At 63.6% G+C, this 22,230-nt stretch carries 21 protein-coding genes; 10 read left to right on the top strand and 11 right to left on the bottom strand.

The window, feature by feature from the left end; genetic code table 11:
* Positions 1–51: 51 nt before the first annotated feature.
* Positions 52–1,488 (top strand): MFS transporter, encoded by a 1,437-nt coding sequence (locus AC3WTO_RS13180; protein ID WP_492461183.1) that lies wholly within the window; start codon positions 52–54, stop codon positions 1,486–1,488.
* Between the two features lie 125 nt (positions 1,489–1,613).
* Positions 1,614–2,360, top strand: a complete 747-nt coding sequence (locus AC3WTO_RS13175) for a DUF899 family protein (protein WP_492461182.1) — start codon at positions 1,614–1,616, stop codon at positions 2,358–2,360.
* A 43-nt stretch (positions 2,361–2,403) separates the two neighbouring features.
* Here AC3WTO_RS13175 and AC3WTO_RS13170 read toward each other — a convergent pair whose 3' ends face one another.
* Positions 2,404–3,321, bottom strand: a complete 918-nt coding sequence (locus AC3WTO_RS13170; protein WP_492461181.1) for a LysR family transcriptional regulator — start codon at positions 3,319–3,321, stop codon at positions 2,404–2,406.
* Positions 3,322–3,441: 120 nt separating this feature from the next.
* Between AC3WTO_RS13170 and AC3WTO_RS13165 the strand changes: the two genes are divergently transcribed.
* The 5 genes from AC3WTO_RS13165 (at position 3,442) to AC3WTO_RS13145 (ending at position 9,826) form a co-directional block, all read left to right on the top strand.
* Positions 3,442–4,410, top strand: coding sequence for a LysR substrate-binding domain-containing protein (locus AC3WTO_RS13165; protein ID WP_492461180.1), 969 nt, complete (start codon positions 3,442–3,444; stop codon positions 4,408–4,410).
* A gap of 127 nt (positions 4,411–4,537) precedes the next feature.
* A complete protein-coding gene (locus tag AC3WTO_RS13160) occupies positions 4,538–5,617 on the top strand; it encodes an ABC transporter substrate-binding protein (RefSeq protein ID WP_492461179.1) in 1,080 nt (359 codons plus the stop codon).
* 73 nt (positions 5,618–5,690) lie between these two features.
* Positions 5,691–6,881: an acyl-CoA dehydrogenase family protein gene (locus AC3WTO_RS13155; protein WP_492461178.1), complete on the top strand. Its 1,191-nt coding sequence runs from the start codon at positions 5,691–5,693 to the stop codon at positions 6,879–6,881.
* Between the two features lie 68 nt (positions 6,882–6,949).
* Positions 6,950–8,044 (top strand): ABC transporter ATP-binding protein, encoded by a 1,095-nt coding sequence (locus AC3WTO_RS13150; protein WP_492461177.1) that lies wholly within the window; start codon positions 6,950–6,952, stop codon positions 8,042–8,044.
* A gap of 6 nt (positions 8,045–8,050) precedes the next feature.
* Positions 8,051–9,826 (top strand): ABC transporter permease subunit, encoded by a 1,776-nt coding sequence (locus AC3WTO_RS13145; RefSeq protein WP_492461176.1) that lies wholly within the window; start codon positions 8,051–8,053, stop codon positions 9,824–9,826.
* Positions 9,827–9,876: 50 nt separating this feature from the next.
* Here AC3WTO_RS13145 and AC3WTO_RS13140 read toward each other — a convergent pair whose 3' ends face one another.
* Both AC3WTO_RS13140 and AC3WTO_RS13135 read right to left on the bottom strand, forming a co-directional pair.
* Complete coding sequence (locus AC3WTO_RS13140) at positions 9,877–10,983, bottom strand: class II histone deacetylase (protein ID WP_492461175.1); 1,107 nt, start codon at positions 10,981–10,983, stop codon at positions 9,877–9,879.
* A 79-nt stretch (positions 10,984–11,062) separates the two neighbouring features.
* A complete protein-coding gene (locus AC3WTO_RS13135; protein ID WP_492461174.1) occupies positions 11,063–11,605 on the bottom strand; it encodes a flavin reductase family protein in 543 nt (180 codons plus the stop codon).
* A gap of 256 nt (positions 11,606–11,861) precedes the next feature.
* On the opposite strand from AC3WTO_RS13135, the gene AC3WTO_RS13130 reads away from it, so the two are divergent.
* Together AC3WTO_RS13130 and AC3WTO_RS13125 are read left to right on the top strand one after the other, a co-directional pair.
* Positions 11,862–12,863, top strand: a complete 1,002-nt coding sequence (locus AC3WTO_RS13130; protein WP_492461173.1) for a hypothetical protein — start codon at positions 11,862–11,864, stop codon at positions 12,861–12,863.
* Positions 12,864–12,921: 58 nt separating this feature from the next.
* The gene (locus AC3WTO_RS13125; protein ID WP_492461172.1) at positions 12,922–14,103 is read left to right on the top strand and encodes an acyl-CoA dehydrogenase family protein; all 1,182 of its coding nucleotides are present in this window, start codon (positions 12,922–12,924) and stop codon (positions 14,101–14,103) included.
* A 158-nt stretch (positions 14,104–14,261) separates the two neighbouring features.
* Here AC3WTO_RS13125 and AC3WTO_RS13120 read toward each other — a convergent pair whose 3' ends face one another.
* The 3 genes from AC3WTO_RS13120 to AC3WTO_RS13110 all read right to left on the bottom strand — a co-directional run bounded on the left by AC3WTO_RS13120 (position 14,262) and on the right by AC3WTO_RS13110 (position 16,000).
* Entirely contained in the window at positions 14,262–14,546 is a 285-nt protein-coding gene (locus AC3WTO_RS13120) for a hypothetical protein (protein ID WP_492461171.1), read from the bottom strand.
* 141 nt (positions 14,547–14,687) lie between these two features.
* Positions 14,688–15,077: a carboxymuconolactone decarboxylase family protein gene (locus tag AC3WTO_RS13115; RefSeq protein ID WP_492461170.1), complete on the bottom strand. Its 390-nt coding sequence runs from the start codon at positions 15,075–15,077 to the stop codon at positions 14,688–14,690.
* Positions 15,077–16,000: a fumarylacetoacetate hydrolase family protein gene (locus AC3WTO_RS13110; protein WP_492461169.1), complete on the bottom strand. Its 924-nt coding sequence runs from the start codon at positions 15,998–16,000 to the stop codon at positions 15,077–15,079. The genes AC3WTO_RS13115 and AC3WTO_RS13110 overlap by 1 nt, the downstream gene beginning before the upstream one ends.
* A 112-nt stretch (positions 16,001–16,112) precedes the next feature.
* Between AC3WTO_RS13110 and AC3WTO_RS13105 the strand changes: the two genes are divergently transcribed.
* Complete coding sequence (locus AC3WTO_RS13105) at positions 16,113–16,817, top strand: IclR family transcriptional regulator (protein ID WP_492461168.1); 705 nt, start codon at positions 16,113–16,115, stop codon at positions 16,815–16,817.
* Positions 16,818–16,824: 7 nt separating this feature from the next.
* Here the strand turns inward: AC3WTO_RS13105 and AC3WTO_RS13100 are convergent, their stop codons facing one another.
* The 5 genes from AC3WTO_RS13100 to AC3WTO_RS13080 all read right to left on the bottom strand — a co-directional run bounded on the left by AC3WTO_RS13100 (position 16,825) and on the right by AC3WTO_RS13080 (position 22,081).
* Positions 16,825–18,042, bottom strand: coding sequence for an acyl-CoA dehydrogenase family protein (locus AC3WTO_RS13100; protein ID WP_492461167.1), 1,218 nt, complete (start codon positions 18,040–18,042; stop codon positions 16,825–16,827).
* A gap of 78 nt (positions 18,043–18,120) precedes the next feature.
* Entirely contained in the window at positions 18,121–18,684 is a 564-nt protein-coding gene (locus AC3WTO_RS13095) for a VOC family protein (protein ID WP_492461166.1), read from the bottom strand.
* A 323-nt stretch (positions 18,685–19,007) separates the two neighbouring features.
* Positions 19,008–19,820, bottom strand: a complete 813-nt coding sequence (locus AC3WTO_RS13090; RefSeq protein WP_492461165.1) for a helix-turn-helix transcriptional regulator — start codon at positions 19,818–19,820, stop codon at positions 19,008–19,010.
* Positions 19,821–19,891: 71 nt separating this feature from the next.
* The gene (locus AC3WTO_RS13085) at positions 19,892–21,259 is read right to left on the bottom strand and encodes an aminotransferase class III-fold pyridoxal phosphate-dependent enzyme (RefSeq protein WP_492461164.1); all 1,368 of its coding nucleotides are present in this window, start codon (positions 21,257–21,259) and stop codon (positions 19,892–19,894) included.
* Between the two features lie 21 nt (positions 21,260–21,280).
* Complete coding sequence (locus tag AC3WTO_RS13080; RefSeq protein ID WP_492461163.1) at positions 21,281–22,081, bottom strand: IclR family transcriptional regulator; 801 nt, start codon at positions 22,079–22,081, stop codon at positions 21,281–21,283.
* Between the last annotated feature and the right edge of the window lie 149 nt (positions 22,082–22,230).

Raw genomic sequence — 22,230 nt, 5'->3', positions numbered from 1 at the left:
CACCGCTCGATCACCAAGCAACAAGGGACGCCTGATGCAAGGCGGATGGTAATGACAGTCGCGACCGATACCCGAACCACGAATGAGACAGCTTCGACCCATTTCACCGCACGACAGTGGCTGACCGTCCTGCTGCTGCTCGGCACGAGTTTCATGCTTTCGGTCGACTTCTCCATCCTCAACGTTGCGATGCCCCAGGTGGGGGCCGCTGTCGGCATCGAATTTGCGAACCTGCCGTGGATCGCAACCGCCTATGCCCTGCCGGCCGCTGGATTTACCCTTCTGTTCGGACGAATTGCCGATCTCTTTGGCCGGCGCAGGCTTTTTCTCATCGGCATCGCGCTGCTGGCGGTGTCTTCGATCATCGGCGGCTTCGCCACCAGTGCCGGACCGCTGCTGATCGCCCGCACCCTGCAGGGCTTCGCCACCGCAATTGCCACTCCGGCGGCACTGGCGCTGCTGATCACCTCCTTCGACAATGAACAACAGCGTGCCCGAGTCCTCGGCTTCAACGGTGCTCTGCTTTCCGGTGGGTTCACAGTGGGCGCCCTCGTCGGCGGCGCGCTTATCGGCATCCTGAGCTGGCACTGGGCTTTTCTCATCAACGTGCCGGTCGCTTTGCTGATCCTTGTCGCCACCCCATTCATGGTGCAGCCAAGCAAAGCCCCGACGGGCGTGAGACTGGACGTACCGGGAGCGATCACCGTCACCCTCGGCCTGCTCGCCTTCACCTTCGGTGTCACCGGTCGCAACCTCTATTCGCTGCTTGGCGGCATCTTGCTCCTCGCCGCGTTCTGGCTGATCGAACTGCGCGCCAAGGCGCCGCTTGTCGCGTTGAGCATCCTGTCCAAACCAACCGTGAAATGGGGCAACCTTGCCACGCTCGTGGTGTTCTCGGCCGGATCCTCGCTTGTCTTCCTGCTCACCCTCTATCTGCAGGATGTGCTCCATTTCGAACCCATGATGACCGGGCTGATCTTCGGCGTGCCCGGCCTTGCCTCCGTGGTCGCCGGTATCGTCGCGGGCGGTTTCATCGCCAGACACGGCGTGCGCAAGGTGCTTGCCGTCGGCCTGCTTTCGCAAGCGGTCTTCACCGCTCCGCTGATCCTGCTAGGCCCTTCCCAAATCTGGCTCGCACTCCTGGTCCCTGCCCTGTTCCTTGCATTCTTCGGCCATGTGACGGCGATCGTTGCGGCCATCGTCACGGCCACCTCGGGCGTGCAGGATGCCGAACAGGGACTGGCGACTGGGCTGGCTTCGATGACCCAGCAGGTCGGCATTACGATCGGCATTCCGATCCTTGGCGCGGTGGCCGCCACCCAGGCAGATATGCTCGACGGCCTCCACCTGGCGCTGGGTGCCAATGCAGCGCTGCTCGTCCTGGTGACACTGTTCGCCTGGATGGGACTGCGTGCCAGGCGGACAGCCAAGGACAAGGCGCCATCCGCACCGCCGGAGCTGCGTTCCGCGCAAGCCGCGGACGCGTGAACGGGCCTGCAGGATTTTGCTGCCTTCGAGCAACCGGTCCTCTTTGCACAGGAACTGCGCGACTGCTTCCGCAGTCTGCGCAACACCTGACCGGCACCATGCAGGCGAAACAACAGGAGACGACAATGAAGGAACTCAAGCGAGACCTCGCAACGCCCCGCGTGGTCACCCGGAGCGGCTACCAGCGCCAGGTGGGCACCATCCGGGCCTGGGAGAAAGCGCACACCCGGGAGAGCGACGCGATCGCGGCCGCGCGCAGGCGACTGCCGATGGTGAAGGTCAATGAGGCGGCACGGCTCATTGGCGAGAAAGGTCCCGTTACCCTGCTGGATGCCTTCGAAGGACGCCGCCAGCTGATCGCCTACTATTTCATGTGGTATCCTGGGCGTCCGGCGCCGGAGCAATGCGAGGGCTGCACGCTGTTCACCACCCAGGTGCGCGAGCTGTCCCACCTCCATTCCCGCGACGTCACCTACGCGACATTCTGCCAGGGCCCTTATGAGGAAAGCGCCCGCTATCGCGACTTCATGGGATGGGAGATGCCGTGGTACTCGATCCAGGATTCGGCCGAAACCCTGCTTTCCGGACGCCCTGTCGGAATGATGTATCTCATCTGCTACCTGCGGCAGGGCAATGATGTCTTCGAAACCTATTGGACGACGAGGCGCGGCGTCGAGGCGATGGACAACAACTATGGTCTGCTCGACCTCACGGTCTATGGCCGGCAGGAGTTGTGGGAAGATTCGCCGGGCGGCTGGCCGCGAGGATGGGGAGAAGGCAAGCAGCGCATGCGGATGGACGGTCGTCCGATCACGCAATGGCCGCGGCTCGACGCAGGGTATTCCGACGACCTTGGCGCCAACGGCGATTGACCGAAGCCAGGCGAGTTCGAAAACTCATTGCCTTTCGAAACCGTCAGTTCGCGTCCGCGGCTTCCATCAGTTTCTGACGCAGCCAGACCGCACCGGCATCCGTATGGGTGCGTTCATGCCAGATCATCCGGTAGTCGGCCTTGGCGATGTCGACGGGCGGCCGGAACGTCAGCAGATTGTGCTCGGTCGCCAGCGCCCGCATGGCGCGGGAGGGAATGGTCAGGATGGCGTTGGTGGAAGCCGCGACGATCGCCGCAACGGCGAAATAGGGCAGCTGCGCCGAAATCTTGCGGCGCAATCCCAGACATAAAAGCGCTTCGTCCGTTCCACTGCGGTCATCGAAGATGCTCACACGCACATGGGAATGGGCCAGGAAGACCTCGAGATCCATGCGACCGTTGCGGATGTGCTTTGCAGCAGGATGGCTCGGGCGCAGCGCGCTCAGATAATCGTCGATGAACAGGTGGCTGACGTGCAGGTTGGGTGGGATCGGCAGATCGCCGATCAGGATCACGTCGAGCTCGCCGGAAGCAAGCGCGCCGAAGACATCCCTGTTCAGCGTGTCGACCTCGATGGTCGCCTTCGGTGCGGCCTCCGCAACCGCCTTGAGCAGATTGGGCAGCAAGGCGAGTGCCCCGTAGTCGGTGGTGGCCAGCCGAAAGACACGCTCGGTCTCGGCGGGTGAGAAGCTCGGCGCTTCAAGAAAATCACCCAGATTCTGCAACACCTTGGCCAGCGGCCCGGTCAGCATCAGCGCCCGGTCCGTTGCAACCATCGTCTTCGCGCCCTTGAGCAGGAGCTTGTCGTCGAACAGCAGCCTGAGGCGCCCGAGCGCACGGCTGACAGCTGGCTGGCTCATGTGCAGGCGCTGTGCCGTCAGCACTGTGCTGCGCGTCTCGAGCAGGCTGTGCAGCACGAGAAGCAGGTTCAAATCGACATTGCGCAAATCCGGAAAACGCATAATCGCAATTCAATCAATTCATTGGACGAATGATACCTTCACCCCCAGAATGCCCAAATGCAAGCCGTCCTGCGGCACTGGTCAAGATGCGGGTGACACCTCGCCCGCCGGGGAAGAGTCATGACCCTGCGGTTCACGTTGAGGCAGATCCACTACTTCGTCACGATCGCTGAAGCCGGCAGCATTGCGCGCGCCTCGGAGCAGCTCAACATATCGTCGCCGTCGCTGTCGACCGCCGTCTCGCAGCTTGAAACATCCTTCGGCATCCGGCTGTTCATCCGCTCGCATGTCCAGGGCTTGCTGCTCACCGGCGATGGGCGGCGCTTTCTCGGTGAAGCCAGGCAGTTGCTGCAGCAGGCCTCAGCCATGCACCGCTCCGCAAGCGAGATCGCGCGTGAGCTGCGAGGTCCCTTCTCCGTCGGCTGCCACGCCACGCTGGCACCAATGGTGCTGCCCGCTGTCCGGCGGAGCTTCGAAAGCGCCCATCCGCACCTGTCATGGTCTTCGAGGATCGCCGACCAGAGCGTTCTGATCGGGAGCCTTCGCAGCGGTGAAACCGACGCGGCGCTTCTGCTTGACTTCGGCTTGCCGAAAGATCTCGTTTTCGAGCCGCTGGCGCGGCTGCCCGCGCACGTCATTCTGCCCGCCGGTCACCGGCTTTGCGCACGGCGTTCGGTGACCCTCGAGGACCTTGCCGAACTGCCACTGGTGCTGCTCGACCAACCGATCTACCGCGACTATTTCCTCGGCCTTTTCGGAACGGCGAAACTGACGCCACACATTGTCGAACGGGTCGCGGACAACAGCCTGGTGCGCTCGATGGTGGCCGCAGGTTTTGGCTACTCGCTGTCCAATGTCCACCCGCTGGCTTCGGCAACCGCCGGCGGCGGCACGGTTGTCGCAAGGGCGCTGGCCAACCGTCACGATCCGGTGCTGATCGGCGTGGCGAGCGGGCTGGGCGGCTGTCGCCCGAAGACGATTTCGGCCTTCGTTACACAGTCACGTCGCCTGATCCGCGATGACACCATCCCTGGCATGGCGTCGCCGCCAGCTGATACGCAACCCGTGCCGCTCAGCCTCGCCGGCTGAGCAGTCTTCTGATTGACCAATGGGAGAGCAGGAAAGTTCGACTTCAAGGGACCATGTGAGAGCGTTTCGCAAAAACGAAGCCTGACGGATTTTTGGCCGGACAGGAAAACAAAGCGGAGGGAAAGAAATGCCAGGCAGACCAACATTCAATCGACGCATCGTGCTGAAAAGCGCGGGCACCGTCGCCGCCGGGTTGGCGATGCCCGCCTTGTGGCGGACGAGTGCCTTCGCAGCGGACCAGATCACCGTCGCTGATGACGGCGGCGCCACCGCCGAAGCGATGCGCGTCGCATATTACGACCCGTTCGAGAAAGCGACTGGCGTGAAGGTAACCAACGTCGCGCACGATCCGGATCCGACCACACAGCTGAAAGTGCTTGTCGATACCAACAACCCGGTCTGGGATGTCTGCATGGCGACACTCGCCAATGTCGCGACCTTCCCGGAAGCGTCGGCCTACTTCGAGGACCTGCAGCTGACGCAGAAGGACACGGCCGACGTCATCCCGACGGCTGTCTCGAAACACTGGATCGGTGTTTCCGTTTTCGCGGGGATCATGGCGTACCGCACCGACAAGTTCGGCGACAAGGGTCCGCAGAACTGGGCGGACTTCTGGAATGTCGAGAAATTCCCCGGCCGGCGGGGTCTGTTCCGCGATATCGACGGCGTGCTTGAAGAAGCGTTGATGGCCGACGGCGTACCGCCGGATCAGGTCTATCCGCTCGATGACGGCAAGGTCGAGCGTGGCTTCAAGTCGCTGGAGAAGATCAAGCCGCACATCAATGTGTGGTGGACGACGGGCGCCCAGCTCACCCAGATCCTGCAGAATGGCGAGGTCGATATGGCCGACGCCTGGGGCGGCCGCGCCTACGCAGCGATCGCTGCCGGCGCGCCGGTGAAGCTGGTCTACGGCCAGGGTACTTACGGGATGGACGGCTGGACGATTCCGAAAGGCACGCCGAAGGCCGATCTCGCCCGCCAGTTCATCCGCTTCACGCTCGAGCCCAGGCAGCAGGCGATCTATGCCTCGACCGTGCTCAACGGCCCGACCAACCAGAAGGCCTTCGACTTCATCGCAGCCGAACGCGCGGCGCTGCTGCCGACATCGCCCGAGAACCTCAAAGGGTTGGCCACCGGCGGCGACATCTTCTGGGCAAAAAACAAGGCGCGCCTCTCCGAGCGGTACCTCGCCTGGATCCTGCAATAATCCAATGGGCGCCGTCGGCCAGTGCCGCCGGCGCCTCCCATGCAACGACTGAGATCGCCAGGAGCATCGGATCATGAATTTTGCGCACACGGTTGCAGCGAGGACCCCGCTGGAAGGACCGGAAATGTCGGTGGAAGAGATATTGGCCGCCGCCGCCGCGCTGGGACCGAAACTGACCGCGGCGATCGACGAATGCAACGAGCTCGGTTGCCTGCCCAAGCCCCTCATGGAAGATCTGCGTGCCGCCGGCGTCTTCCGCATCGGCTTTCCCGATTACCTCGGCGGACCGCAGATGCGCCTGGCCGACCAGACCAGGCTGATCGAAGTCCTTTCGGCCGCCAATCCTTCGGCCGGCTGGAGCGTGATGATTCTTGCCGACAGCGGTTATTTCGCAGGCATGCTGGAACCGGAGCTGGCACGCGAGATCTGGCCGCGGCTCGACATGGCGACCTCGGCGGTATCGCGGCCACCGGCAAAGGCCGTGAAGGTGGAAGGCGGCTACCGGATGTCCGGTCGGCTGGGCTTTGCCAGCGGCGTGCGCAATGCTGATCGCATCACCGTGCAATGCCACAAATATATCGGCGACAACCCGGTGCTCGACGCCAACGGCCAACCCGAACAGTGCATCGCCTTCCCGCCGCTCGAGGCATTTGTCATCCACGATGCATGGGACACCGTCGGCATGCGCGGCACCGGCTCGACGCAGATTTCGATCGATGACGTCTTCATCCCGGAACATCTCGTGCTGCCCAGCGCGATCGAGAAGCCGACACTCGCCAACCCGCCACTGTCGCGCTACGTGAACCTGATGTTCGTCAACCAGCTCGGCGTGATCCTCGGCGTGACGAAGACCATACTGGAAATGGCCGAGGCTCGGCTTGCGATGAAGACGACTCCGGAGCGCACGCCGCTCGTCAACGAGTACCGCTTTCGCGTAGGCATCCCGCATGCGTGGGGGCAATTCCAGGCAGCGAGCGCCTATGTCTACACAACCGCGCGCGAATGCGACGAGAGATTGTTTGCCGACGAACCCGTGCCGCCGGAGTTGCTTGCCAAGGTTTCGATGATGAGTGTCGTCGCTGCCGAGCTTTGCCGCAAGGCGGTGGACAGTGCGCTCGAATTGCTCGGCTCCGACCACATCTTCCGCTCGACCGGCATCGACCGCCTCTATGCGGACCTGCGCGTTGCCTCCACGCACATCATACATCGGCCGGAAGCCTTGCACCGCGCGGCGACATGGCGGCAGCAGGCGGCGGCAGCTTGAGCTTGGGATGACGGCGGAGCACGCTCCGCCGTACTCTCCTTCCATCACAACAGCGGCAGCAAGGCGCGGTGACCGCGCCAAGATATGACCGGAGCGAGATGCTGCAGGCAAAGATCACCCAGGAGAAACTCGCCGCACAGGGCATCGGCAAAAGCTACGGGGCGGTGACCGCGCTCGAGCGCATCGACCTGTCCGTCGCGAACGGCGAATTCCTGACCCTGCTTGGCCCTTCCGGCTCGGGCAAGACGACGTTGCTGCAGATCATCTGCGGCCTGACCCAACCGAGCAGCGGCCGGCTGTTGATCGACGGCCGCGACTGCACAGCCATGCCCGCGCATCAGCGCGACATCGGCGTCATCTTCCAGAGCTATGCGCTGTTCCCGCATATGAGTGTCCATGAGAACGTCGCCTTCCCGCTGGAAATGCGCAGGCTGGCGCCCGCGACAATCAGGACCCGAGTCGACGCCGCATTGGAAATGGTCGGACTGGCCGCGTTCGGGCACCGCCTGCCGACGGAACTGTCAGGCGGACAGCAGCAACGCGTGGCGCTTGCCCGCTGCATTGTCTACGAACCGGCACTGATCCTGATGGACGAGCCGCTCGGCGCACTCGACCGCAAGCTCAGGGAAACGATGCAGATCGAGATCAAGCGGCTGCATCGCGAAACCGGCGCCACCATCGTCTTCGTCACCCACGACCAGGAAGAGGCACTGGCGCTTTCCGACCGCATCTGCCTGATGAACAACGCCACGATCGCGCAGATCGGCAAACCGCGCGACATCTACGGACAGCCGGCTTCGCTGTTCGTCGCCGACTTCGTCGGCATCTCCAATCTGATCGAGGTCAGGATCGGCGAGGACGGACGGCTCTCGGCACCGGAAGGCACGTTCGCGCCACCGCCCGGCACCCGGCTCAAGTCCGGCAGCACGGCCACGCTCGTCATACGGCCGGAATGGATTGTCGTCGGACCCGAGAAAGACGCCACGCTGGCCGGCGAAGTGATCGAAGCCGTTTATGCCGGCTTCGAGACAAAACTGCAGGTGCGCCTGGAAACGGGCAAGGTGCTCACCGTGCGCCAGACCGCCGAAGAGGACGAGACGCGGCTCGGCGACCGGGTCGGTCTCAGCTGGCGCCCCGAGCGCGCGCAGCTTCTGACGGAGTAGGGACGGATGAGCATCGTCAGCGGCGACAGCCCCCGCCTTGCGCATTCGACCGGCGACATGCTGATGCGCCGCGGCTTCAGCCCGCTGTGGCTGTTGCTGCCGGGTGTCGCCTTTCTCGGCGTGCTGATGGTCTTCCCGGTGCTGCAGCTGCTTTCGGTAAGCGTTCGCGACCCGGCGAGCGGCGCCTGGTCATTTGCCGCCTACGCTAAGATTTTTGCCTCGGCGACCTATCTGCGGGTGCTGTCGACCACCTTTGTCCTGGCCGCCGAGACAACCGTGCTCTCGCTGCTGGTCGGATATCCTATCGCCTACTGGCTCACCGGGCAGCCCGAACGACGACGCGGTGCCCTCATCCTGCTCGTGCTGATCCCGTTCTGGGTGAGCTCGCTGGTCAAGAACTTCGTCTGGCTGGTGCTGCTCGGGCGCAGCGGCATTGCCATCAAGCTTGCGGGTATGCTCGGAGCCTCGGAAAATTTCGAATTCCTGTTCCGGCACGCCACGGTGCTGTTCGGCATGATCCACACCATGCTGCCGCTCGCCATCATCACCATGCTGCCCACCATGCTCAAGGTCGACATGCGGCTGCCGCAGGCCGCCGCAACCCTCGGCGCCTCCAGCGCGCATGTTTTCTGGCGGGTGTTCTTTCCCCTGTCGATGCCGGGCGTCGCCGCGGCCGGGCTGCTGGTGCTGGTCGCCTCGCTCGGCTTCTTCGTCACGCCGGCTCTGCTCGGCAGCCCGAAGGAAACGATGATCGGCCAGGTCATCATCTCGCAGATCCTGGCGCTGCATAACTGGCCGTTCGGAGCAGCATTGACGACGATGCTGATCGTCTCGGCGCTGGCCGTCTGCCTTGTCTACAATCGGCTGTTCGGGCTCACCGCCATTTCCGGCGCCGCTTCGGACACACGCCGCACCGATACGCTCACGCACCACACCGGGACTGCACTGCTCAAGGCCGTGGCTTCGATCCACGCCGCCATGGTCGGACAGGCAGAGCGCCTTCCCGCCCGGGCCCGTTCGGGTTGGGCAATCTCGATTTATGCCGGCATCGTCATCGCGATCCTGCTGCTGCCGATCCTGGCGCTGTTGCCGATGGCGTTCACCACGTCGAGCTTCCTGTCCTTCCCACCGCCGCTGTTCAGCACGAAATGGTTCGAGGCCTATCTGCAATCGCCGATCTGGATCGCAGCAACGTTGCGTTCCTTCGGCATCGGCGCCGCCTGCGCCGTGCTGACCTTCCTGGTCACCTTCCCGGCCGCTTACGGCGTGGCACGCACCGGCGGCCGCATTGCCACCGCCGCGTTCCTGCTGTTCCTGATGCCGATGATCATCCCGGCGATCGGCATCTCGCTGGCGCTGTTCTACCTGCTGTCGCAGCTGAAGCTGGTGGCGACCGATATCGGCATCGTGCTTGGCCATACGGTGCTGGCCATTCCAACGGTGTTCGTGATCTCGCTGGCCACGATGAAGAGTTATGACTGGCGGCTCAACGACGCGGCTGCCACGCTCGGCGCCGGCAAATGGCGCACGGTGCTCAGGGTCAGCCTGCCGCTGATGAAAGGCAGCGTGCTGGCCGGCATGATCTTCGCCTTCCTGCTGTCCTTCGAGGAACTGACGGTGGTGATGTTCGTCGGCGCCGGCTTCAAGGTAACGCTGCCCAAGCAGATGTGGGACGACATCCTGCTGCAGATCAACCCGACGCTCGCCGCGGCCTCGGTGTTCGTGCTGCTGATCGTGGTGACGCTGTTCCTGGTCGCGGAGTATTTGCGGCCGCGCCGGTGAAACGCAGAACGCTGGGCTCCGCCCGGCATTCGCAAAAGCCTCGGCACAACCTATCGCAACGCTTCCGCCATCTCGGCGATCAGCTTGCGCTGCAATCCGTTGAAGGCAGCTCCCGGCTGCTGGCTGGCGATGGGCAGGCGCAGCGGATCCTCGACTTCGGTGCGATGGCCGGAAAGCTCCTCCATCACCGCCAGTCCGCAGAACGGGACATAGGCCTCCGAGTAGCCGCCCTCATGCGCCAGCACCAGCCTGCCGCCGCACAATTCGGCCGCCGCCTGCCTGATGACGCGCGCCATCAGGCGGAAGTCTTCCGACGACAGCATGGTGCGTGACAACGGGTCGACCGAATTGGCGTCGAAACCCGACGCGACGATGATGAGGTCCGGCTTGAAACGCCGCAGTGCCGGCACGACGAGCTCGTCGAACACCGCGGCATAGGCCTCGCTGCCGGCACCCGGCATCACCGGGATGTTGAGGTTGGCACCGAGCCCCTTGCCTTCGCCCCGCTCGGAGAACGCACCCTGGCCCGGCGGGAAGCAGCTTTCCTGATGGATCGAAATGGTCAGCACATCGTCGCGGTTGTAGAAGGCCGCCTGGGTGCCGTTGCCATGATGCACGTCCCAGTCGACGACCGCGACGCGGCCGACGCCATGACGCGCCTTGGCAGCCTCGATCGCCACCGCGATGTTGGCGATGAAACAGAAGCCCATGCCGCTGTCGGCCAAGGCATGATGGCCTGGCGGACGCGATAGTGCATAGGCGGTGTCGAGCTGGCCGGTGAGAACCGCGTCGACCGCACCGATCACCAGTCCGGTCGACTGCAGGGCGATCTCGTAGCTGCCGGGCCCGAACGGAGCATCGAGCCCGAGCTGGCCGCCGCCAGCATCGCTGAGCCGCTTGAAGCTGTCGATATACTCACGCCTGTGGATACGCAGCACGTCATCCAGCGTGGCAAGCGGCGCCGAGCGGACGTCAAGCCTGGCGGTCAGGCCGGAGACGTCCATCAACGCTTTCATGCGCCGTTTCGACGCCGGTGATTCCGGATGCCCGCTGCCATCCAATGGCTGCACCCAGCCGCCGACATTGAGCAGGAAGGCGTGGCCGCCGGAAGAGTGCCACAGACAACGCTCGTCGAAAAAGAAACCAGTCCCCGCCACTTATCGTGTCCCACTCATTGGTGTGTCCTGTTGTCTGTCGAAGCGTTGAAATCACTCCAGCCGGCCGGCCCCGGACCGCTCAGACTGGAACCGCGAACTCCCCCTTGGCCGGAAGCGGTTCACGGGCCTGCATCGCCTCGAGGCGCCGATAGGCTCGCCCGGAATAGATGAGCGGGTCGGCGCCGCCGATCGCAATCGCCTCGACGGCGCCGATGACGATGCGGTGCGAGGCAAAGGTGAAGATGTCGGCGACGCGGCAGTCGAACACGCAGAGCGCATCGCGCAATGCCGGCGAGCCGGTGGTTAGGCTTTGCCAGCCGACGCCATCGAAGCAGGTCTCGCGCTCCTCAGCCGAAGGCCCGGAAAAGATGCGCGCCATTTCGCTCTGGCCGGCGGCCAGCACATTGGCCGCGAACACCGCATTCGTCGCGATTGTCGCCAGGTTGCGGCTACCGGTGTTGATGCACACCATCACCGAGGGCGGCGCCATGGAAAAGGACTGAAACGTCGAGACCGTGATGCCTGCCCGCCCTGCCGAGCCCTGCGTGGTGATGACGGCAACGCCGGATGCCGTGCGCCGCATGGCTTCGCGGAAGATGTCCGGCTCGACGGATACTGTCATGACGCCCTTTCGAAGCCACCTATGTGCCGGCGCCCATCGTCCCATGGCGCCGCCACGAAGCGAAGTATTTTTTTCCTTGGGGCCCCGTCGGTTTTCCATATCCCACAGGCTCGGGAAACCTTCGCGATCCTGCGTGGCCGCCCCGAATTCCCGGCACCATAGTGTTTCACCCTAGAGGGGTATGTACCCCTGTGACCCCAACGGCAATCCTCGACCCGAGCCACGCTGGCACTGCGCGGCAAAGGGAGAGAACTGTATGAGACCCATCAGGGCGATCGTCTATGGGCTGGGCACCATGGGCAGGATGACCGCTAAATTCTTGCGCGAGAAGAACGTCGAGATCGTAGCGGCCTATGTGAGAACCACAGCGGGCAAGGATTTTTCGGCACCCGAACTTCAGGGCGTGAGGATCTGCACGCCGGACGTCCCCTTCGAGCAGTTCGGCGCGGACATCGCGCTGCTGACCCACTGCTCGCGCCTCGACGAACTGTTCGAGCCGGCGGCAAAGGCGGCGAAAGCCGGGCTCGACGTGCTGACCATCGCCGAGGATGCGTTCGAGCCGTTCTACATCGACGGCGAAACGCCCAAGGCGCGCGAACTCGACGCCATCTTTCGCGCGCATGGCCGCACGCTGGCCAGCGTCGGCGTGCAGGACACGTTCTGGTTCGCGCAGCCGCTGTCCTTCCTGGCGTCGGTGCAGCGTCTCGACCGCATCGTCGGGCGCAACATCTGCGATCTTTCCGCCTTCGGGACGGCCGGACAGCATGGCGGCCATATGGGCCTGACCGCCGAGGAATTCCACGCACAGGGTCATGGCGCCCTCTCGCATCATCGCGGCATCTTCGAGGTGGCGCTGCGCCCGCTCTGCCGGGCGCTCGACCTCGCCATCCTGTCGACGAAGGTGACCAACGAGCCGGTGCTCGCCGAAGCCGACATGCTGGTGGCGAAGCTCGACCGGACCATCCGCAAGGGAACCACCTGCGGCACGATGGAACGCGTCATCTTCCAGCTGGAAGGCGGCGTGGTGGCGGAGGGCCAGTTCATCATGCGCTTCCTGCCGGAGGGCGAAGGCGCCTTCAACGAATGGATCGTCGAAGGCAGCCCGAGCATGAACATGCGCACCGACAACTTCCATGGCGACGTCATCACCAGCGCCTCGCTGGTCAACCGCGTGCGCGACGTGATGGATGCCGAGCCGGGTTTCCTCAGCGTCGATCAGCTGCGGGCGCCCCGCTACTGGCAGGCATTCGCCCGTTGAAACCGACGTTCCCGTTCTTCATGGCCGCGCGAGCGGCGACAAAACCCGAGGTGCATCCGTGACAGCACATCCCAAGACCGTAAAACCCGAAGCCGGCGGCGAAGCCTTCCTGTCGTCGCAGGAAATCATCGAAAAGCTGAAGGCGCTCGGCCCCCTGATCGAGGAAGAGGCCGACGAGATCGACCGCCAGCGCCATCTGACCCCCAGGGTCCTGGACGCCCTGCGTGCCGCCGGCGCGTTCCGCATTGCTTGGCCGGCCGCCTGGGGCGGCCCGGAAATGCGGTTCGAAGACCAGATCCGCGCTGTCGAAGCGCTGTCCTACCATGATGCTTCGGTAGCCTGGAACGTGCAGATCCTGTCGGACACCGGCTTCTACGCGGCCCAGTTCCCGGAAGAGGTCGGGCGCGAGCTCTACACATCGATGGATTTCGCCACCGCCGGCGGCTACTACCCGCCGCAGCGCGCGGACCGGGTCGAAGGCGGCTGGCACATCAAGAAAGGTCGCTGGCCATTCGGCAGCGGCATCCACAGTGCCGACCGCATTGTGTGCGGCGTGCATCTCTATGAGAACGGCGAATTGAAGCGCGACGCCGAGGGCCAGCCGGAATTCCGCGTCGCCTACCTGCCCAAGGAGAAGGTGACGCTGCTCGACACCTGGTACACGCTGGGCCTGCGCGGTTCCGGCAGCACCGACTACGAAATCGAGGACGTGGTGGTGCCGGACAAATACGTGTTCAAATATTTCGACGGCGAGGCCGAGCACCTGCCTCCGCTGGCCCGCTACGCCAACCTGATCGCCATTTCCTTGCAGGGCGTCATCCTGGGGCTCGGCCGGCGCATTCTCGATGACGTCAACAGGGAATTGCGCAAGCGTTCGCCCAACGACCGTTTCATCCGCATCCAGTATGCGGAAGCGGAGATGAACTACCGCGCGGCCCGCGACTATTCGATATCCGTCGCCACCCGCCTCAGCGATCGCCTGTTCTCCGGCGCGATGCTCAGCCCCGAGGAACAATCGGATGCGCATCTGTCGTCGGTCAATGCCGGCCAGCAGATCAAGAAAGCCTGTGCGATGGCGATCGAGCTTCTCGGCGCGTCGACGATCTACGCGCGCAGCCCGTTCGAGCGGCGCCGCCGCGACCTGGATACGCTGCTGGTGCATCTCAGCCACCAGCGCCGCGCGCTGGAAGGCGGCGGTGGCCTGCTGCTCGGCGAGAAGAACCTGCCGCAGCTGGCTTAACGGTTTCCGCCGACAATCGAAAAAGGCCGCATGGCGATCCATGCGGCCTTTTTTTGCCGATCCCGCTCCCGATTTCCGTCATCAGGCAGCGGCCCAGCAAAAGAAAAAGGGCCGCGGCTGGCGCGACCCTTTTCAGTTCAAATGTGGCCGGGTAGAAACTAGTCGATGGTCTGGTAGACCGTGTCCGTCGAACGATGGCCGAGATCGGCTTCGAACTTCTCGATATAGGGGCCGGCCTCGGCCTTGAACGCGACATAGGCTTCGGCGCTCGGCCATTCGTCGAAATCGAGGAATTCCGAGCCACTAGTCACGGCGCGGTGGCTGATGCGGCCGTGCTTCTCGAACAGCTTGATGATCGGCGTGAGCAATTCGCCGTTCCTGGACGCCCATTCCGCGACGGCGCTATGGGGGACAGGAAAACGGATGACAACCATGACGGACATACAGATTCTCCGGTGTTGGAATGACCGGGCAAGGCGATCGATTTCCCGGGAAATCGATCAAGTGCCAACCCGGTTCGTTCTACCCTTCGCAAGCCACCGCAAACATACCTCGCGAGGGTGACTGCGGCCGGCGGTCCGTGTCTATTTTGCCGGCTCGGCATCCATTTCGGCGAATACCTCCCGCGCCAGGCGGAACGCTTCGACGCCTGCCGGGATGCCGGCATAGATCGCAAGCTGGATCAGCGTGTCCTTGATCTCATCCTTGCTGCAGCCATTGGTGAGCGCACCCTTCAGGTGCAGCTTGAACTCCTGGCCACGATTGAGCACACCCAGCATGACCAGGTTGAGCAGGCTTTTGTCGCGGCGGCTGAGCGCCGTACGCCCCCAGCCGGCGCCCCAGCAATATTCGGTCACCAGGTTCTGGAAATCGCGGTTGAAATCGTCGGCAGCGTCGAGCGACTTCTCGACATAGGCAGCACCCAGCACCGCCTTGCGGATCTCCAGCCCGCGCTCGAAAGTGTCCTGCGACATCAGCCTTGCTCCTCATTGCGAACGGGATTGGAAAGCGAGCCAATGCCGGACACTTCCACGGTTATGGTATCGCCGTCTTTCAGGAACACCGGTGGCTTGCGCTTGAAGCCGACGCCGGCGGGCGTGCCGGTGGGAATGACGTCGCCCGGCTCCAGGTCGATGAATTCGGCGATGTTCTCCAGGATGGTGGGGATGTCGTAGATCATCGTCGAGGTGTTGGCCGCTTGCTCGACCTTGCCGTTCAGCGTCGTCTTGATGTCGAGATTGTGCGGATCGGCGATCTCGTCGGCGGTGACGATGACCGGACCGAACGGGCCGGAGGCGCGGAAGTTCTTGCCGGCGGTGTACTGCGTGATGCGGAACTGATAGTCGCGCACCGTCACGTCGTTGAAGATCGAATAACCGAACACATAGTCCATGGCATCGGCCTTGGTGATGCGCTTGCCCTTGGTGTCCTTGCCGATGATGACGGCGAGTTCGCCTTCCCAGTCGAGCTGGTGCGAGACGGATGGCACCAAGACCGGGTCGCCATCCGCCACCAAGGTGCGAGCGAAACGCGCGAAGGTGATCGGGATCGGTGAAATCTCCAGCCCTGCTTCCTTGGCGTGTTCGGCGTAGTTGCGGGCCACGCACACGATCTTGGGCGGACGGCCGATCGGCGGCAGCAACTTCACGGCGGCAAGCGGCTTCGCGATGGAGCTATCGCTCGCGCCATCGGCTTCGAAGCGGGCGACCACCTTGCGTGCGACGGCCGACAGCGGCTCGCAATCCTCGAAGAATTCCTCGATGCGCGCTGGCAGCCTGCCGATCGTTGCATCCCGGCCGGCATAGGCCTCGCTGGCCCTTGCGAGATCCAGCACATGCTTGCCGACGATGGCGCCGAAGCGCGGACGGCCATTTTCTTCATAACTGACGAGTTTCATTGCATTGTTCCGTTAATCGAACCTGTTTGTTCGTTTATAGACCATCAAGCAGACTGTCGGTCAACGCGAAACTCGGCTACAACCGTGGGCCGCACAGAGCTTGAGGATCCCCATGGCCGAGATTTCCCTGACCGGCGATCAGATGTTGACCGTGCTGGAAACCGTGGCCAGCCACGGCTCCCTCAGCGCGGCCAATGTCGCGCGCCTGTGCGGCATAAACCGCACCGTCGCCCACCGCCTGCTGGTCACGCTGGCGCAGCGTTCCTATGTGCGTCGCGAGGCCGACGGCTACCGGCTGGGGCCGGCCCTGCTGCGGCTGGCGCGCGCCGCCGACACCGACCTGAGTGACATCGCCGGCCCGATCATGCAGAAGCTGGCGGTCGAGACGGGCGAGACCGTGGTGATCCACGCCATAGACGGGATCGAGGCGCTGGTCGTGGACCAGGCGCTGGGCGAAAAGCATCTCGTGCGGGTGGAGCACCGGCCAGGTTCCCGTCACGCCCTGCACCAAGGCGCGAGCGGCTGGTCGCTGCTTGCCTTTCAGGACGAGAAGACACGCGAAAAGGCAATGCGCAAGGCCGGCGACGCCGAGGCGACGCGGCGGCGCATCGAGGAAGTGCGAAGCCAGGGCTATGCCATTTCGCATGACGAACTGCAGCTGGGCGTCCATGGGGTGGCGGCACCCATCATCGAGCGCGATGGCACCTGCCGCTACAGCCTGGCCATCCTCGTGCCGACCTCGCGCGCGGCGATCCTGCCTGGCCTTGTGCAGCCGCTGACCGAGGCGGCGCGGCGTATCGGTGCGGAGGCCGGATAGCGCCATATCAGAAACTGAAGCCGCGGGTGCGGGCCAGCATCTCTTTTGCGATGTTGGGCGCGCGGAATTCGAACTGATCATGGCCCCGGCTGACACACATGATGATGTCGCGCAGGTAGCGTGGCAATCGGGCACCGTCCTTCAACGCCGCTGAAGACGCCGTCCGGACCAGAAGTTCCACCGCTTCATAGGCGAGCCGCTCGGCCATATGGTACATGCCGTCCAGCCGCACCGCCTGCTCGACGGTGAAGGCTGCCTCGCCACGCATGCAGCGCGTGGCATGTTCGAGATAGAGTGCGGCGCCCTGCAGCGTGATGGCGCGGGCGCTGTCGGCCAGCGCCACCGCCTGCCCATAGGAGCGCTGATAGTCGGGATTGAAGGCTCTCAGCGTCGCGGTGCCTGGCGTGTTCTTGGAGGCGATGAGATCTTCGTATTCGTCGAGCGCGGCATAGGCGAGCCCCGTCGCCATGGCGGCGAGACCGCCCTCGGCGAAGGCCAGGAACAACCCGCCATACATCGGGTTGCCATGCAGCGTGGCGCCGATGGTAGGGCCATCGATGCCGCGATCCGGGTTGAAGCGGAATGTCATGTGGTCGGGCACGAAGACGTCATCGAGCGCGACACCATGCGAGCCGCTCCCTTTCATGCCCATCAGGTCGCCCCAATTGTCGAGCCGCGTGAAGCTGCCCTCCGGCACCACCACGGTCAGCATGGGCATGCCTTGCTCGGCATCGGCTTTCGGCAGGGCCATGTTGCCCATGAAGTGACTGGCATAGGGCACGCCCGAACAATAAAACCAGTTGCCGCTGACACGGTAACCGCCCTCGACTCTGGTCGCCGTGGGTTGATGCGCAACGAAGGACCAGGGCGCCTGGAAGTTCGCCCTCAGTCCGAATATCTCCGACTGGGCTTCTTCGCTGAAATAGGATGCCACCTGCGCAGCGTGCCCGGTACCCAGTGCGAACCACCAGCCGGTGTCCGGGCAGCCGCGCGAAATCTCGATGACGACGCGATAGAAGTCGTCGAGATTCATTTCGTAGCCGCCGAACCGCCTGGGCTTGAGGATATGGAACAGCCCTTCCTTGGACAGCGCATCGTAGACGGTACGGGTCGGGAAGCGGTTGGCCTCCGTCGCCGGCTGCTCGTCACGCAGCAGCGGCCGCAGCTTTTCCGCACGTGTGACGAGTTCGTCGATCGTTATGTTTTCCGAAACGGCGATGTTCATGGCTGATTTCCTGCCTGCGGCTCGTGGCACGGCCTTGCCGGGTCATGGCATCCGGCCCGGTCGATTGATCGGAAGCGCCTATGCCCGCGCCTTGCCGGCATCGTCCTCGCGCTTGTCGACAAAAGCATCGAAGTCGAAAGAAAGCAGGTCGATCTCCTGGATCGGATCGTACGGGCGCGGCCGACCTTCCCAGCCGATCTTGTCGATGCCCCAGTAGAATTCGAGCAGATTGCCGTCGGGATCGCGCGCGTAGAAACGCGGCTGGTTGCCGGGACCACCCTTGCGGCAGTTGACGATCTCCACGCCGTCGTCGCGCATCTTCGTGTAGAGCGCGAGCAGGTCCTGCGGGCTGGCGAGCTCGAAGGCGATGTGGTGGAGACCGAAGCCGAAGCGCGGTGCATCCGGCGCGTCGTCGGGCAGGATATCCTTGCGCATCCGGAAGATCGACAATTCATGGTGCGTCACATCGCAACGGATGAAGGCGCCGGCGGCGACCGCGACACCGTGGCCGATCTTCTCTTCCGGATATTCGAACTTCTCCGTCAGCCGCATTCCCAGATAGCGCTCATAGAACGCGATCGTGCGATCGATGTCCCGAACGGTGAGGCCAATGTGGCCGAGCCTCGCAACCCTTGTCTGCATGATTTCCTCTGACCGATTATAGAACATAGACGTTCTTAAATCGAACATTAGTGCAGTTGGCTTGATCCGGCAACCGGATACACGGCACGCGCCCTGCCCTTGGAGTGCGACGCGGCTTGAGGTTGTTGCAGACGGCTTGAAGAGCCCCTCTCCGTCACCGCTTCTCCGGCGGCTAAGCCGCCGTAGGTGCCACCTCTCCCCGCCCCCGCCTTAGGCAGGGCGAGACGGAGAGGGGCTCACAGGTGCCTGCCCTGCCATACACAGGGCCGGCATGAAGCGGATAAGGAAAAACGCTGCGCGGCTTCCTCGAAAGCTCTCCAGACTCAGTGATGCTGCATCTGGTTGATGTTGCGCTCGACGATGGAGAAATAGCGGGCGAACAATTCGTTCTGGCTCGACACGCGCAATTTGGCATAGGCGCGCTTGCGGTGCGTGGCCACGGTGTTGACGCTGATGCCGAGGTTCAGGCTGATGCCGAGCACGGTATAGCCAAGCACGATCGAAGCGCAGATCTCAGCCTCGCGCGCGGTCAGCAGGTTGCTGTCGGCATTGATCGCGGCCTGTACGCGCTCGAGCAGCGCTTTCTGGCTGATCTCCCGCGGTTTGCCGCTGTAGCCGCGATAGACCTCACCATGCTTCTGCACGATCTGGATGATGGTGCTGGCAAAGGTCTGCAGGCAATCCATCTCGCTGCGCGAGAAGGCTTCGCGCCCCTCCTCCCGGTAGAAACCGGCATAGACCCGGCTGGCATTCATGGTCGACGCGACCGCGAGCTCGTGCTTGATGCGAGGCTTGATGTAGAATTCCTGCCGATAGCGGTCGCTGGCCCGCTCGGCCGGCGAGACCAGCAGCCCGCATTTCGATCCGGGCAGGTCCTTGCACAGCGACCATACCGGATCGCAGCGATGTCCGTCCTTGATGTAGCTTTCGGCCAGCACCTGGGCGCGGCCAGAGGATTCCTCGGTGTTCGCCTCCGCCACGATGGTCCGCATGGCGGACTCATCCGCCATGAAAACCGTGCAATGATCGATGCCGACCAACTGATCGATGATGTTGTAGAAGCGCTGGCCGAAATCGGCGCGTCCGATCAACGACACCATGTTCCCGATCGGCTCGATTGTGCTTTGTATCTCCATATCCAGGTCCTCCCATTTTTGTATAACCCCGACATCGGACAGGCGGCCGCTTCCGGCGCTCTTCTTGATTCCTATCCTTTCAGCTTCTTGCCCGCCGCCGCAAGGCCGGCATCGAGCGCTGTCAGGATGCGGGCGATGTGACCGCTGTCGATGACAAGGCAAGGCGAGATGATGACGTTGTTGCCCGACGTGCGAACCATCAGGCTGTCCTCATAGGCCTTGTCGTAGAGGGCCTGCACCACCTCCTTGGCCGCAGGCGTCTTCTTTTCGCGGTCGCTCACCAGCTCGAGTGCTGCCATCAGGCCCTGGCCGCGTGCGTCGCCGACGATGTCGTGGCGGCTTTTCAGCTCCGCGAGGCCAGCCATCAATTCCTCGCCCCGCGCCTTGGCGTTGGCGGCGACATCGAGGCGCTTGACTTCGCCGAGCGTCGCCAGTGCTGCCGCCGCCCCGATCGGATGACCGGAATAGGTGTAGCCGTGACTGATGGTGCCGACCGGGCCTTTCGCGTTCTCGAAAGCGTCCGCCAGATGCTCGCCGATCATCGCCGCGCCGAGCGGGAAATAGCCGTTGGTAATGCCCTTGGCCGTCGACATCATGTCGGGTTTGATGCCCCACAGGCGCGAGCCGCATTCCGAGCCGGCTCGGCCGAAGCCGGTGATGACCTCGTCGGCGATGAGCAGGATGCCGTGCCGGTCGCAGATCGCGCGCATCAGCGGGAAGAAGCTCTCATGCGGAACGATGACGCCGCCAGAGCCAAGGATCGGCTCCATGATCAGCCCCGCGATCGTGTCGGCGCCATGGAATGCGATTTCTTCCTCGAACGCCTCGCCGATCTTGCGGGCGATGACGGCGCCGTCATCGGTCTCGAACGGGTTGCGGTAGGTGAACGGCGCCGGCAGATGGATCACGCCGGCCAGCATCGGCTCATAGTTGCGACGGAAATTCGGATTGCCGTTGACCGAGGCGCCGCCGAAATGGGTGCCGTGATAGCCCTTCTTCAGCGACACGAACTTGGTGCGTTCCGGCTGGCCGTTGGCGCGATGATATTGCCGCGCCAGGCGAAGGCAGGTCTCCACCGAATCCGAACCGCCCGAGGTCAGGAAGACGCGGCCCATGCCTTCCGGCTTGAAGAATTCGCACAGCTCGTAGGACAGCTCGATCAGCGGCGAATTGGTCGTGCCCCGAAAAGCGTTGTAGTAGGGCAGCTTCTGCATCTGCCTGGTGATGGCGTCCTTCACCGGATCGCTGGAATAGCCGAGATTGACGTTCCAGAGCCCGCCGACACCGTCCAGCGTGCGATGGCCGTGGATGTCGACGATCTCGACACCATCGCCACTCTCGATGATGCGCGGCGGATTGGCGCGCATCTCGCCCGGATGGGCCATGGGATGCCACGCATATCGTGCGTTGTTGCCGACGAGGAAATTGGTGTCACGCATGAAGGGTCCTTTCAGATGCGGTCAGGCTGCGTCGCCCCAGACCGTGAGTTGTCGATAGCGATCGAGAAAGTCGGCCGGCACGGTTCCGCCGAGGCGTTCCGTGATCTCGATGCCTGCCGCCATGACTGCCAGCGCCGTCCGGGTCAGGTTGATCGAGTCCATGCGGCTGAGCGGCGTGGCGATGGCGATGGCGCCCATGGCCGTGCCGTCGGGATTGAAGAAGGGGGAACCGACACCCATTACGTCCGGGTCGAAGCTGCCGTCGGCGACGCTGTAGCCGCGCGAACGGGTGAGCGACAGCACCTCTTCCAGCTCCTGCGTGCTCGACACCGTGGTGGAAGTGAAGCGGGTCATCGGCGCGGCAAGCGCCTGCTCGACGAAGGCGGCAGCACCATACGCCAGGCAGGCCAGGCCGGTGGCGGTGGCGTGTAGTTCCATGCGCGCGCCGTATTCGACATGCACGCGGTTGCTGCGCAAACCGTCGCGCGCCGCGACCGTCGCCACCTGGTGGCCGGCAATGACCGAGGCGTGTGACGTCTCGGCGATCTTTTCGGTCAGTGCATCGACGACGGCCTGCAGCGTCGCGCTCATCGGTGTGGTGATTTCACGTGTGCGTGCCAGGCGCAGCACCGTCGCGCCCAGGCTGTACTGCTTGCTGGCGGCTGCACGAAACACGTAGCCGTGGCGCTCCAGCACTTTCAGCATGCGATGACAGGTCGCCGTGTCGATGCCGGTCGCCTGCGAGACTTCCGTCAGACTGAACGATGGCCGCTGTTCCGTGAACAGGTCCAGGATGGTGAGTGCCTTGCCGACAGTGCGCATATCCGGTTCCGCCAAGTCTCCGCAGGCTGCGGCCTGCTTGATGCGAAACGCTAGTCGATTTCAAAATCACAAATCAATTTGATAATAATGAAAGTATCGAACGGCAGCGTCACCCTTTACGGGTCTTTTAGCGACCTCCTGCCGGGCGG

The sequence above is a fragment of the Mesorhizobium sp. EU05-FHT14A09 genome (assembly GCF_058790995.1).
The sequence above is the reverse complement of the archived record's forward strand: the minus strand, read 5'-3'. Positions and strand labels throughout refer to the sequence as shown.

Bases quoted from the DNA above. Each gene is read 5' to 3' on its own strand.
- AC3WTO_RS13115 (WP_492461170.1), bottom strand. From the start codon at position 15,077: ATGTCGCAGGACACTTTCGAGCGCGGGCTGGAGATCCGCAAGGCGGTG.
- AC3WTO_RS13110 (WP_492461169.1), bottom strand. From the start codon at position 16,000: ATGAAACTCGTCAGTTATGAAGAAAATGGCCGTCCGCGCTTCGGCGCC.
- AC3WTO_RS13100 (WP_492461167.1), bottom strand. From the start codon at position 18,042: ATGAACATCGCCGTTTCGGAAAACATAACGATCGACGAACTCGTCACA.
- AC3WTO_RS13170 (WP_492461181.1), bottom strand. From the start codon at position 3,321: ATGCGTTTTCCGGATTTGCGCAATGTCGATTTGAACCTGCTTCTCGTG.
- AC3WTO_RS13155 (WP_492461178.1), top strand. From the start codon at position 5,691: ATGAATTTTGCGCACACGGTTGCAGCGAGGACCCCGCTGGAAGGACCG.
- AC3WTO_RS13175 (WP_492461182.1), top strand. From the start codon at position 1,614: ATGAAGGAACTCAAGCGAGACCTCGCAACGCCCCGCGTGGTCACCCGG.
- AC3WTO_RS13180 (WP_492461183.1), top strand. From the start codon at position 52: ATGACAGTCGCGACCGATACCCGAACCACGAATGAGACAGCTTCGACC.
- AC3WTO_RS13080 (WP_492461163.1), bottom strand. From the start codon at position 22,081: ATGCGCACTGTCGGCAAGGCACTCACCATCCTGGACCTGTTCACGGAA.
- AC3WTO_RS13160 (WP_492461179.1), top strand. From the start codon at position 4,538: ATGCCAGGCAGACCAACATTCAATCGACGCATCGTGCTGAAAAGCGCG.
- AC3WTO_RS13090 (WP_492461165.1), bottom strand. From the start codon at position 19,820: ATGGAGATACAAAGCACAATCGAGCCGATCGGGAACATGGTGTCGTTG.
- AC3WTO_RS13120 (WP_492461171.1), bottom strand. From the start codon at position 14,546: ATGTCCGTCATGGTTGTCATCCGTTTTCCTGTCCCCCATAGCGCCGTC.
- AC3WTO_RS13135 (WP_492461174.1), bottom strand. From the start codon at position 11,605: ATGACAGTATCCGTCGAGCCGGACATCTTCCGCGAAGCCATGCGGCGC.
- AC3WTO_RS13085 (WP_492461164.1), bottom strand. From the start codon at position 21,259: ATGCGTGACACCAATTTCCTCGTCGGCAACAACGCACGATATGCGTGG.
- AC3WTO_RS13105 (WP_492461168.1), top strand. From the start codon at position 16,113: ATGGCCGAGATTTCCCTGACCGGCGATCAGATGTTGACCGTGCTGGAA.
- AC3WTO_RS13145 (WP_492461176.1), top strand. From the start codon at position 8,051: ATGAGCATCGTCAGCGGCGACAGCCCCCGCCTTGCGCATTCGACCGGC.
- AC3WTO_RS13165 (WP_492461180.1), top strand. From the start codon at position 3,442: ATGACCCTGCGGTTCACGTTGAGGCAGATCCACTACTTCGTCACGATC.
- AC3WTO_RS13095 (WP_492461166.1), bottom strand. From the start codon at position 18,684: ATGCAGACAAGGGTTGCGAGGCTCGGCCACATTGGCCTCACCGTTCGG.
- AC3WTO_RS13130 (WP_492461173.1), top strand. From the start codon at position 11,862: ATGAGACCCATCAGGGCGATCGTCTATGGGCTGGGCACCATGGGCAGG.